Below are 12,308 nucleotides of genomic sequence, written 5' to 3' on the forward strand. Positions count from 1 at the left end.
TTTTATATTAATAGAAACTAAAATATACGGTATTTGTTTCAGTATTTGTACTATAACACCCCGGGATTTCTAACAAATTTATTCAGGAAGAGCGATCGTCAATACCTAATCATTCAAGCAGATTTTTTAAACCCATTTCCTCCAGCACATATCTTTGTGGATGCCCGCTTTTTTGATAAGACCACTTGATGAGTCTTATTTGTCCTGATTCGATTTCGATGCCGGTAATATCGCCATCATTGAAGCAGCAGCAACCCGAATTAAAGTAACCAGACCGGTATTTATTAGAAATTGTTGAATCCTCTCCTTTCGCCTGAAGTCCGGTCAGTTCCTTATTAACCGCCTCAACTGCAATAGCATCATGCGCAGCTGTTGCTTTCGTTAGCTTAACATACAGTCGTTCTAAATGGGTTAGCGAGGCGAAAACCGGCTGATGGGTGTGACCGGTAATTAAGGCAATATTTTTTTGTGCCTGAACCCAGTTATACATCAAAGTATTGTGCACCGTTTTGAGCTGATTATTATATGCCGGCGTATTTAAATTGATGCGGAGATAAGACTGCAGCGGTGCCCAGATTGTACTTACAAACCACTTGCTAAACCAGTTGCCATCGCTTTGGAGGTCGCCCTGGTGCCCGTGAGTTAAGAAAACATCGAGCGCCGTTCCATCAAAGTCGAAGCGTAAAATTGCGCCCTCGTATATCCGTATTACTTCTCCGTAAATTCTTTTTAAGTTAAGTTGCGATAAAGGGTCGTTATCCCAATACAAATCGTGGTTGCCGAAGATTTTTGTAAAGGCCTCTCGATTTATAAATAACTTTTCGGCTTCAAATGTTTGCTTATTGTGCCTTATGATTGTTTCCATAAGGTTTTCCCAAAGTTCTTCACTGTCGCCCAGGTTTATGTAGTGAAATTTTTCTGATTCGTAAAACTGAAGCGCCCCGAGGTAATTTTTTTCGGCAAGGGCAAAATCATCTGCAAAATCCCTTGCGCCTTTATGCTGGTCGGAAAGAATGATGAACTTATCACCTGCTTTGACTTCAAATATTTCGCCCCTCTTGCCCGGATTCGAGTAAATGTTTTCATAGAGCTTGGATAACGCTTCCTGAATGCGCTGGTTATCCGGCCTCGATCCAAATCTGTTAGACATTCTGACAATCCATCCGGTTAACAATTTCTGTAATAGTTTCCTCATTAACAATTTTGGGTATTTAGCAAAGTAACAAAAATTGGGAGCTTTAGTTTAACTGAACTAAGCAAGTTTATATGCTCAAGGCTGGAAAAAAAATATGGAAAATACAGGAATTGCAAGAAGAATTACTAATTTTGTTAGTATTGAAAAGGTCAGGAAGTACAGATTTACCATTACATTACGGTCACGTTCCGCCCTGGCTTGCAGAACGTATGGCCAAATTAGGTTTGGCAATCACTGAATCAATTTTGGCAGAGTATGGGAAGGCAGAGGTAATTAGAAGAATGAGCAATCCATTCTGGTTCCAAAGTTTAGGCGCAGTTATGGGCATGGACTGGCATTCTTCAGGCATTACAACCTCTGTGATGGGTGCCTTAAAAAAGTCTATCAATCCACGCTCAAAAGAACTTGGTATTTACATCTGTGGTGGAAAAGGGAAACACAGCAGGGCCACGCCTGATGAACTTTTGAGAATTGCGGATAAAACGGGATTGAATGGAACGGAGTTGGTACGAGCGAGTAAACTTAGTGCGAAAGTCGATAATACCGCCATTCAGGATGGATTTCAGCTTTATCTCCATAGTTTTATTTTGAGCAGCGAAGGCGATTGGTCTGTTGTTCAGCAAGGCATGTGCGATTCCACATCGACGGCCAGACGCTATCACTGGCATTCAGAGAATTTAAAATCTTTTGTTGAAGAGCCTCATACTGCCGTTTGCGGTATAAACCAAGGCAAAATTTTAAATTTAACTGCTAATGAAGCAGCTGAAACGCGAACCAGCATGTTGGTGATTGCGGATGAAAAACCAAATAAAATGCTCGCTGAAGTTCAGAAGTTAGTTATGCCTTCACATCACGATGTGCGGGCAAAAGACGTTGATTTAAAAAGATTGGGTAGTATTTTGTGGTTGGCTCAGGAAAAAAAACCTGCTGATTTTGAGTCACTTTTGATGCTTGAAGGTATGGGACCGAGAACGCTACAATCAATGGCTTTAGTTAGTGAAGTGATTTATGGAACGCCTTCGCGTTTCAGCGACCCGGCCCGCTATTCTTTTGCAAACGGTGGTAAAGATGGCCACCCATTTCCTGTACCCGTTAATGTTTACGACGAGACAATTGATGTTTTGCAGAAAGCCGTTGAGATGGCAAAAATCGGTAACACTGATAAACAGCAGGCCATTAAGGCTTTACATCAGATTGCTAAAAATGCCGAGAAAAACTTTATTCCAAATATGGATTTCGACAGGTTAATAGAAAAGGAAAGAGCGGAAAGCTGGAAATTTGGTGGACGCACAGTTTTCGGAATTGAAAAGCCACCTTCTGTGAAGCAGCTAAGCCTGTTTTAAAACTAAAAAGGTCGCGACTTGAAGCCGCGACCCTATGAAATAGTTGTTTTTAATTTTAAGCGTAAGCCACCGCATCACGGGATGCGAGCTTAGTTGTTCCCATCAAATATTCATCAACTTTCCGGGCGGCTTCCCTACCCTCAGAAATTGCCCAAACAACCAGAGATTGTCCGCGGCGAACATCGCCAGCGGCAAAAATTTTGGCTATATTAGTTTGATAAGTATGCTCCGAAGCCTTCACATTTCCACGGTTATCCAGCTCAACGCCTAACTTCTCTATTAAACCTTCTTTTTGAGGATGCAAGAAACCCATAGCCAGTAGCACAAGTTCGCAAGGCAAATCTCTTTCTGTACCGGCCACTTCTTTAAAACTCACCGGTCTGCCATTCGCATCAATTTCCCATTCAACATCAACAACTTTTAAAGCTTCTAAATTACCATTCTCATCGGCAATAAAATTTTTGGTATTTACCGACCACGCTCTTTGAGCACCTTCTTCATGCGATGAGGTGTTCTTCAGCAACATCGGATAGTTTGGCCAAGGCATATTTTCATTGCGGACCTGTGGCGGCATCGGCATAATTTCGAATTGCGTTACAGATTTTGCGCCGTGTCGGTTAGAAGTTCCTATACAGTCAGAGCCCGTATCGCCTCCACCAATTACAATTACATCTTTGCCACTGGCTAAAATATCTTCAACATCAAAAGTTCTGTCTGCCACCCGCTTATTTTGTTGTTTAAGGAAATCCATCGCAAAATGAACGCCTTTTGCTTCCCTGCCTGGAATCGACAAATCTCGGGGGATTGTTGAACCACCGGCTAAAACAACGGCGTTAAAATCTCTTAACAAGGTACTTATCTCTACGTTTTCGCCAACGTTCGCGTTACATCTAAAGATTATTCCTTCCTCTTTCATTAAATCTATGCGCCTGTCGACGATATTTTTTTGCAGTTTGAAATCGGGAATTCCATACCTTAACAATCCGCCTGGCGCATCATCACGCTCGAAAACGGTTACTTCGTGGCCCACTTTATTTAACTGTGCAGCAGCTGCTAAACCCGCCGGACCCGAACCGATTACAGCAACTTTTTTACCTGTTCTGATTAGCGGTGCTTTCGCTTGTATGTAACCTTTATCAAAGGCAATTTCAATAATGTGTTTTTCAATCTCTTCAATTGATACCGGCGGGCGGTTGATGCCTAATACGCATGCAGATTCGCATGGTGCAGGACAAATTCTTCCTGTAAATTCCGGAAAATTGTTGGTGCTCAATAAAATATTAGCAGCTAGTTCCCATTTAGCCTGGTAAACTGCTTCGTTAAATTCGGGTATTACATTCCCCAACGGACAACCCGATTGGCAAAATGGAACCCCGCAATCCATGCAACGGGCTGCTTGTCTGTTTAATTCCTGTGCAGGCAATTCATTTAAAAATTCGCCATAATGTTTTACTCTTGTTGCGGCCGCTTCTCTGGTCGGGGCAACTCTATCGTACTCTTGAAATCCTGTTACTTTTCCCATGACCTAGTGTGTGTTTACTTGTGACGCTCTTCTGCTTAAAACTGCTTTGTATTCTTTAGGGAACACCTTAATAAAATTGCCCGACTGATTTTTCCAATCGCTTAATATAAACTCCGCAACCTTACTATCTGTTAAACGGATATGTGTTTTAAGTAAAGCCAGAATTCTTTCTTCATCCTCGGTTAAAAGCGGATCTAAATCAACCATTTCTTTATTGCATTTTCTGGCAAAAGTTTTATTAGGGTCGTAAATCCAGGCGATACCACCACTCATACCTGCAGCAAAATTGCTTCCCGTGTCGCCTAAAATCAAAACTTCACCACCTGTCATATATTCACAACCATGGTCGCCAACACCTTCAACAACTGCGGTAGCACCAGAATTGCGGACGGCAAAACGCTCGCCAGCCTTACCGCGTGCAAACAATTCGCCTGAAGTTGCGCCGTAAAGTGCCACATTACCAATAATTATATTTTGTTCGGGAACGAACGTTGAGTTTGAGAATGGATAGATAGCCAATCTTGCGCCTGATAAACCTTTACCAACGTAATCATTGGCTTCGCCTTCAAGCGAAAGCGTAACGCCCCTGGTGTTGAAAGCGCCAAAACTTTGTCCGGCAGAACCAACAAATTTGAAGTTAATTGTATCTGGTGGAAGTCCGGCGCCTAAATGCACCTTCGATATCTCATTTGATAACATGGTACCCAGCGCACGGTCTGTATTTTTTACCTCAAAGCTTGCGAAAATTGGTTCGTTATGGTCTATCGCGGGCTTAGCGGCAGCAATAAGCTGATGATCCAAAACATTTTCAAGTCCGTGGTCCTGACCCTCGGTATTAAATAACGGCAATCCGTTTTCTTCAGCTTTAAATAAAATTGGTGATAAATCCAGATACTTTAGTTTCCAGTCTTCAGCAGGCAACTCGCGTACTTTCAAAATATCTGCCTGGCCAACCATTTCGTTAATGCTTCTAAAGCCAAGTTCGGCCATTATTTCGCGTAACTCTTCTGCCAAGAAATGGAATAAGTTAACCACATGATCTGCATCTCCTGTAAATAACTTTCTCAGTTCAGGATCTTGGGTTGCAACACCAACCGGACAAGTATTTAGATGACATTTGCGCATCATGATACAGCCTGCAGTAACCAAGGCGGCAGTGGCAACGCCAAATTCTTCGGCGCCAAGTAGCGCGGCAATGGCAATGTCTCTACCTGTTTTTAGTTGCCCATCGGTTTGCAGTACGATTCGGTTACGCAGCTTATTTTTTACTAAAGTTTGATGCGCCTCTGCCAAACCAAGTTCCCATGGTAAACCAGCATGTTGGATAGAAGTAAGTGGCGAGGCACCTGTTCCACCGTCAAAACCCGAAACCAGAATCACATCTGCGTGGGCTTTTGCCACGCCTGCAGCGATGGTTCCAACACCCGCTTTTGAAACTAGTTTAACGTTAATCCTGGCCGCACGATTAGCATTTTTTAAATCAAAAATTAATTGTGCCAAATCTTCGATTGAATAAATATCGTGGTGTGGCGGTGGAGAAATTAAGCCAACGCCAGGCGTTGAGTGACGAACTTTCGCAATCCAATCGTCTACTTTATGTCCCGGTAATTGTCCGCCTTCGCCAGGTTTTGCACCCTGGGCCATTTTAATCTGCAATTCATCAGCGTTGGTTAAGTAATAACTGGTTACCCCGAAACGTGCTGATGCAACTTGCTTAATCGCAGACCGCATGCTGTCGCCATTTGGCAATTTTGTATAGCGCATTTCATCCTCACCACCTTCACCAGTATTACTTTTTCCGCCAATGCGGTTCATTGCAATTGCTAAAGTGGAATGTGCCTCGTGAGAAATGGACCCGAACGACATTGCTCCTGTTGCAAATCGCTTTAAAATCTCCGTTGTAGATTCAACTTCATTTAAGGGCACAGACGTGCGACTGTAATTAAACTCGAACAAACCACGAATCGTGTAAGCCTGCTGTGTTTGCTCGTTCACGAGTTTCGAATACTGTTTAAAAATATTGTAATCGTTTTTACGCGTTGCGTTTTGCAGCAAATGAATGGTTTGCGGGTTAAACAAATGCGCTTCGCCACGGCGGCGGAATTTATAAGTGCCGCCGGCAGGCAATAAATTTTCTGTTTGCGTTGCCGGACCAAAACTACGGTGATGTTTAACCAGTGTTTCTTTCGCAATTTCATCCAGCCCTAAACCGCCGATTCGGGAAACTGCACCTGTGAAATAGGTATTAACCACCTGTTTGTTTAAGCCTAAGATTTCGAAAATCTGAGCACCCTGATAAGACTGGAGGGTGGAAATGCCCATCTTCGAAAAGATTTTCAGCAAGCCACTATTCACGGCATAAATGTAATTTTTAGTTAACTGCTCAGCCGATAATCCAGATTCGCTTTGGAAACCATTTATCGTTTCTAAAGCCAGATAAGGGTTAATAGCAGTTACGCCAAAACCCAGCAAGGTCGCGAAGTGATGGACCTCCCAAATATCTCCACCTTCGATTACGATACCCACAGCACCACGATAACCTTTACGGATCAAGTGATGATGTACAGCTGAAACTGCTAATAAAGATGGCATTGCAGCATGTTCCGAATCGATTGCCCTATCGGTTAGAACAATAACCTGAAAGCCATCTTCAACAGCATCAACGGCATAACGACATAAGCGATCTAATGCTTTTGCCATAGCGCCGGGCTTCCCATCGGCCCTAAAGTATGTTTGTAAAGTTTTAGCCTGGAAAACGCCCGTATCAATACTTCTAAGTTTTTCAAGTTCCTGGTTGGTTAATATCGGATGCTTAATTGCCACACAATGTGATTGTAGTGGGTTTTCTTCCAATAGATTCCCATTACTTCCCATAAAACTGGCCAAACTCATCACTACTTTTTCGCGGATTGGGTCGATTGGTGGGTTGGTAACCTGGGCAAAAAGCTGCTTAAAGTAGTTTGATAGGTGTTGCGGCCGCTTAGATAAAATTGCTAACGGTGTATCAGTTCCCATCGAACCAATTGGTTCTTTCGCTTCGATAGCCATAGGTTTAAGCAACAGATCGATATCTTCCCTGCTGTAACCAAAAACCTGCTGATATTTAAAAATCGATTCTTCGGATAAGCCTGTAAACATTACACGTGGCTCTGGTAACTCTTCTAAACGAATTTGATATTGATTTATCCAATCGGCATAAGGGCTTTTACCACAAACCTGAGTTTTAATTTCTTCATCGCTGATAATACGGCCCTGTTCCATATCTACAACAAACATTTTGCCCGGTGTTAATCGCCCTTTCTCAATAATTGTACTTTGGTCAATCGCTAAAGCCCCGGCTTCAGAGCCCATAATAACGCGGTCATCGGAAGTTATTGCATAGCGTGAAGGACGAAGGCCGTTGCGGTCTAACGTTGCGCCAATCAACTTACCATCGGTAAAGGCAATCGCCGCTGGTCCATCCCAAGGCTCCATTAAAGTAGCATGAAATTCGTAAAATGCCCGCTTCACCGGATCCATATCTTCATTGCCATCCCATGCTTCCGGTACAAGCATCATTAGCACATGCGGCAGCGTTCTGCCCGCGTGAAGTAATAGTTCAATAACATTATCTAAACAGCCTGAATCTGAATTGGTTTCGTCGATTACAGGAAGTAACATATCTAACTCTTCGGGGGTAAAGTATGCCGATGCAAAAGATTTAACGCCAGCTCTGAACCAGTTTAAATTTCCCTGTAAAGTATTTATCTCACCATTATGCGCTATAAAACGGAATGGTTGTGCAAGCCTCCAGGAAGGAAAAGTGTTGGTAGCAAAGCGTGAATGGACAAGTCCTAGCGCAGAAACAACCCGCTTATCACTTAAATCAGTAAAATAAGTGCGCACCTGCAGTGATGTTAACTGCCCTTTATAAATAATGGTTTGCGCAGAGAGCGAAACAATATAAAAATCTTTGCCACCGTGGACCGTGTTGGTGATTAACTTTATCAGATAGTTTTTAAAGATGTAAAGCTTTCGTTCAAAATCTGCACCTGGATTAACTGCGTAAGGACGGGCAATAAATACCTGTTCAATTTCCGGTTCTACCGAAAGCGCCATATTTCCGATGTCATTGGTATCGGTTTCTACCTTTCTAAAACCTAAAATTTCCAGTCCAAGTTTCTCTGCAGCCCGATATATAAGCTCTCTGCATTCTTCTCTTGAACGAATATCTTTTGGCATAAAAAGCATGCCGACACCATAGTTATCGGTTGCTGGAAGGCTAAAGCCTGCCTTGAGGCACTCGTCGTAAAAAAATTCGTGCGGAATCTGAATCATAATACCTGCACCATCGCCTGTATTTGGTTCGGCCCCACATGCCCCTCTATGATCTAGATTCTCTAAAATAGTAAGTGCATCGGAGATTATTTGATGCGATTTTCGCCCTTTCACATGCGCAACAAACCCGATGCCGCAGGCGTCGTGTTCAAATTGCGCATTGTACAATCCACTGTTTGGTTCCATTCTTTGCTCGTTAGTTGTTAGTGTATAGGAAACACTAAGATACAAAAAAGAAAGACGAGATTACAGGATTGACACCATTTTTAGAATAATTTTAGCCATAAAGCAATAATAACTAACTAAATTAAAATTTCGATAACGATGGACCCGATAAATTAATAAAATCATAAAGCCAATATTTATTTAAAATCGTTCTAAAAATCAATTTTAAAAGCTAAACCGATTTACGTCTATATTTAATAATGAATGTAAATTTTATAAATGAATAAAATTACCATATTAATTATTTTCGTTTGCTCCTGTAATTTCTGTTATAGCATCAGAAAATGAATTTTATCAATTTACTAATCAATGATATAGCATTAATGACTAAAAAATTAGAAAAATGCATTTTGCGAAACAACATCTTTTTCTACCTTTGTGGCGGGCAAGTCTTTTACGACCAGCTCCCTTTGAACTCCCCCAGGGTGGGAACGCAGCAAGGGTAGAAGGTTGTAGCGGTGCGATAGAAGGTGCTTGCCCTTTTTTTTCTTTTCCCTTAATCCCCTGAAGGGGGAATTAAATTCTTCAGGGTTGAATCATAAACTCAAATATTTAAGAATTTATAACCATGAAATTTTTTATCGACACAGCAAACCTTGATCAAATCAGGGAAGCGCAAGATTTAGGCATTTTAGATGGCGTAACTACTAACCCTAGCTTAATGGCTAAAGAAGGTATTACGGGTGATGAGAATGTAATTAACCACTACAAGGCGATTTGTGATATTGTTGACAATAACGTTAGCGCTGAGGTAATCTCGACAACTTTCGACGAAATTGTTAAAGAGGGCGAAGCTCTTGCGGCACTTAACCCAAAAATCGTTGTGAAAGTTCCCATGATTAAGGATGGCGTTAAAGCGATAAAATACTTTTCATCAAAAGGAATAAAAACAAATTGCACACTAATTTTTTCAGCTGGTCAGGCTTTATTGGCAGCGAAAGCCGGTGCAACCTACGTTTCGCCATTTTTAGGTCGTTTAGACGATATTTCGAGTGATGGACTTGTACTTATTGAAGACATCAGGACAATTTTTGATAACTACGGTTACGAAACTCAAATTTTAGCTGCATCAATCCGCGGACCGTTACACATTGTAAACTGCGCAAAATTGGGTGCCGACGTTATTACAGCACCTTTAGCTGCAATTGTTGGCTTGTTGAAACACCCGCTAACGGATAGCGGTTTAGCTACCTTCCTGGCAGACCATGCTAAGGCGGCCGGTAAATAACTAAATACAATATTTCAAAAAATGCCTTAAGCTATAAAGTTTAAGGCATTTTTTTTATCTTACTTTTACGAAGCTAGTACGTTCTTCACTGTTTCGTAATCAATTTGCTCATCAGGCTCAATCAAGATTCCCTTAACCCCTGCCCCATTTGCGGCCTCAACATCCCTTGGCTTATCGCCTATCATAACCGATAATGCCGGGTCGATATCATACATATCTATCGCATCTAAAATCATCCCCGATTTAGGTTTACGGCATTTGCATTCGCCACCAACTGTTGGGTGGTGCGGGCAATAATAAAAGCCGGCAATATCTGCGCCCTTTGCTACAAAAGCATTTCTTAGCATTTGGTGCATAATGGCCAGCTCCTGTTCGGTATATCGCTTTAGCGCAATGCCACCCTGATTTGTGATAACAATTAACAGATAGCCTTCATCATAAAATCTTTTCAGAACCGGAATCTGGTAATCTAATATTTTAAAATCTTCAACGCGACAGATGTAATCGTATATTTCGTGATTCAGAACGCCGTCACGGTCGAGAAAAATAGCTTTGTTCATTTATGGATTGTGATTTATAAACACAAGCGGGTTTAGCCGATTCGTGTTGTAAATGATTGCTCAAATTAACTGAAAATTACCCGCAATGGAAAATCTCAGCAAATCTATCATGCCTTTTTACCAAGTTTATAACCACTCACAGCAAAATATAAAATGAACAGGTATGCCGGAATCATAATTACGTATGCTTGCTGGGCACTTCCAATTTTTTCTGATACATAACCGTAAACTGGTGGCAGTATGGCGCCACCCACAATAGCCATAACAAGCAAAGCAGACCCAATTTTTGTAAATTTGCCCAATCCATCAATTGCCATAGGAAAAATTGCCGGCCACATTACCGAATTGGAAAAGCCCAGGAGTGCAAAAATCCACACTGCCGGGTGACTAGGAATCTGCATGATTTAACCAGCTAAATTCAAACTCACAAAATCAGGGTTTGATTTTATCATCATCACTAAAACGACAAGGAGTATGCTGAGAACACAGGAAATTACAAGAGCGTTTCGTTGTGAAATAAGCTTTGGAATCGATACAATGCCAACAGTATAGCCAAGCAGCAAGCCATAACCGGTGTAAGTTGCGAAACTTTTAGACACATCAAGCGAATAACCCAAATGCGTACCAAATGCAGCGAAAGTATCGTAACTAATCACCTCCATGCCGACATAGAAAAATAAGGCCAGTACGCCAATTATTAAATGTGGAAAATTCAGAACTGTTTTTTCCTTAACGCCTTTAAAACTACTCTGCGGATCACCTTCAAGAATTAGTGAGTCGTCTGCTTCATCAACTGCCGGAAGTTTAATAACCAGCAATAGTATACCCACCAGCGCAAAAGATGCTGCAATAACGATGTATGGCACAACAACTTTTTCAGCAAGTTGATTAAGGGCTAGATTCTTTGCCGCATCATTCATCGTTTTTAAACTTGCCTCAAAAGCATCGCTATCTTTGAGTATGATGCTGCCCAAAGCATAAACCGCCATGATGCCCGCGATTTTATTACAAATACCCAGGATGCTGATTCTTTTGGCAGCACTTTCCTTAGGCCCAATTGCCGCAGCGTAGGGGTTTGATGCAGTTTGAAGTAAAGCCAAACCGCTTCCAATTACAAATAACCCAATTAAAAATGTTGGGAAACTTCTTGAATATGCTGCAGGGATAAAGATTGCGGCGCCAAGAGCCATAACAAACAAACCGACCGACATGCCGTTTTTGAAGCCGGTAAATTTTAAGACATAAGATGAGGGAATTGACATTACAAAATAAGCTGCAAAGAAAGTAGAAGCCACGTAATACGATTCGGTACTTGTAAGCTGACAAGCGATTTTTAAGTAAGGGATGAGCTGGCTATTGGCCCAGGTGATAAAGCCGAAAATGAAAAACAGAATGCAGATAATAAATAGCGCAAAGCCATAGTTCTGATCTTTTTGAGTAGTTGCCATGAATTGTTTGGTTTGGTTGATACCGCCAAACTAAACAAATAATTCATCTTTTTAAGCAACAAACGTTTGCGTAATTTTAACTTCAAAACCAGCATAGGTTGACCAGTTAAAATTAGAGACAATTGAAAAAAGGTTTAACTAATATGGTGTGGGAAGGTAAATTCAATTAAAAAACAGTTTAAAGGTGCCGCGAACAATTTCAAATTAATGCCTTCTATACCGGAAATTTTAGTCGAAATAAATTAATTGCCCTATAAATCAGTAATGTAGAATATTTCACTGTTTTTTATTTGCACCAGATACATCATAACCCTATATTTGCACCACTTTAAAGGAAACGATTAAACGTCTCTTTTAAATTGATTCCGTAGCTCAGCTGGTAGAGCATTACACTTTTAATGTAGTGGTCCTGGGTTCGAATCCCAGCGGGATCACATCAAAGACTATCAAAACGTATAAAACCCTGCAAT

At 41.4% G+C, this 12,308-nt stretch carries 8 protein-coding genes, 1 tRNA gene and 1 other RNA gene; 4 read left to right on the plus strand and 6 right to left on the minus strand.

Going from position 1 to position 12,308, the window contains the following annotated elements; all coding sequences use genetic code 11:
* Nucleotides 1-109: 109 nt before the first annotated feature.
* Nucleotides 110-1,195, minus strand: coding sequence for a metallophosphoesterase (locus AC0IWT_RS04680; protein WP_471796193.1), 1,086 nt, complete (start codon nt 1,193-1,195; stop codon nt 110-112).
* A 140-nt stretch (nt 1,196-1,335) separates the two neighbouring features.
* Between AC0IWT_RS04680 and AC0IWT_RS04685 the strand changes: the two genes are divergently transcribed.
* Nucleotides 1,336-2,538 carry a DUF763 domain-containing protein gene (locus tag AC0IWT_RS04685; RefSeq protein WP_471797206.1) on the plus strand — a complete coding sequence of 401 codons (1,203 nt, stop codon included), beginning with the start codon at nt 1,336-1,338 and terminating at the stop codon, nt 2,536-2,538.
* Nucleotides 2,539-2,593: 55 nt separating this feature from the next.
* Here the strand turns inward: AC0IWT_RS04685 and AC0IWT_RS04690 are convergent, their stop codons facing one another.
* Nucleotides 2,594-4,060, minus strand: coding sequence for a glutamate synthase subunit beta (locus AC0IWT_RS04690; protein ID WP_471796194.1), 1,467 nt, complete (start codon nt 4,058-4,060; stop codon nt 2,594-2,596).
* Between the two features lie 3 nt (nt 4,061-4,063).
* The gene (gltB, locus tag AC0IWT_RS04695) at nt 4,064-8,563 is read right to left on the minus strand and encodes a glutamate synthase large subunit (protein WP_471796195.1); all 4,500 of its coding nucleotides are present in this window, start codon (nt 8,561-8,563) and stop codon (nt 4,064-4,066) included.
* 422 nt (nt 8,564-8,985) lie between these two features.
* On the opposite strand from gltB, the gene ffs reads away from it, so the two are divergent.
* Nucleotides 8,986-9,085: signal recognition particle sRNA small type (gene ffs, locus AC0IWT_RS04700), an RNA gene on the plus strand.
* Between the two features lie 85 nt (nt 9,086-9,170).
* Nucleotides 9,171-9,830, plus strand: coding sequence for a fructose-6-phosphate aldolase (gene fsa / locus AC0IWT_RS04705; protein ID WP_056872338.1), 660 nt, complete (start codon nt 9,171-9,173; stop codon nt 9,828-9,830).
* Between the two features lie 65 nt (nt 9,831-9,895).
* Here fsa and AC0IWT_RS04710 read toward each other — a convergent pair whose 3' ends face one another.
* The 3 genes from AC0IWT_RS04710 to AC0IWT_RS04720 all read right to left on the minus strand — a co-directional run bounded on the left by AC0IWT_RS04710 (nt 9,896) and on the right by AC0IWT_RS04720 (nt 11,838).
* Complete coding sequence (locus AC0IWT_RS04710) at nt 9,896-10,390, minus strand: D-glycero-alpha-D-manno-heptose-1,7-bisphosphate 7-phosphatase (RefSeq protein WP_471796196.1); 495 nt, start codon at nt 10,388-10,390, stop codon at nt 9,896-9,898.
* Between the two features lie 107 nt (nt 10,391-10,497).
* Nucleotides 10,498-10,791, minus strand: a complete 294-nt coding sequence (locus tag AC0IWT_RS04715) for a hypothetical protein (protein WP_471796197.1) — start codon at nt 10,789-10,791, stop codon at nt 10,498-10,500.
* A gap of 3 nt (nt 10,792-10,794) precedes the next feature.
* A complete protein-coding gene (locus AC0IWT_RS04720; protein WP_471796198.1) occupies nt 10,795-11,838 on the minus strand; it encodes an MFS transporter in 1,044 nt (347 codons plus the stop codon).
* Nucleotides 11,839-12,199: 361 nt separating this feature from the next.
* On the opposite strand from AC0IWT_RS04720, the gene AC0IWT_RS04725 reads away from it, so the two are divergent.
* Nucleotides 12,200-12,272 (plus strand) — tRNA-Lys (locus AC0IWT_RS04725).
* Nucleotides 12,273-12,308 lie beyond the last annotated feature (36 nt).

The sequence above is a fragment of the Pedobacter sp. AC464 genome (assembly GCF_979253075.1).

Bases quoted from the DNA above. Each gene is read 5' to 3' on its own strand.
- gltB (WP_471796195.1), bottom strand. From the start codon at position 8,563: ATGGAACCAAACAGTGGATTGTACAATGCGCAATTTGAACACGACGCC.
- AC0IWT_RS04680 (WP_471796193.1), bottom strand. From the start codon at position 1,195: ATGAGGAAACTATTACAGAAATTGTTAACCGGATGGATTGTCAGAATG.
- AC0IWT_RS04715 (WP_471796197.1), bottom strand. From the start codon at position 10,791: ATGCAGATTCCTAGTCACCCGGCAGTGTGGATTTTTGCACTCCTGGGC.
- AC0IWT_RS04690 (WP_471796194.1), bottom strand. From the start codon at position 4,060: ATGGGAAAAGTAACAGGATTTCAAGAGTACGATAGAGTTGCCCCGACC.
- fsa (WP_056872338.1), top strand. From the start codon at position 9,171: ATGAAATTTTTTATCGACACAGCAAACCTTGATCAAATCAGGGAAGCG.
- AC0IWT_RS04710 (WP_471796196.1), bottom strand. From the start codon at position 10,390: ATGAACAAAGCTATTTTTCTCGACCGTGACGGCGTTCTGAATCACGAA.
- AC0IWT_RS04720 (WP_471796198.1), bottom strand. From the start codon at position 11,838: ATGGCAACTACTCAAAAAGATCAGAACTATGGCTTTGCGCTATTTATT.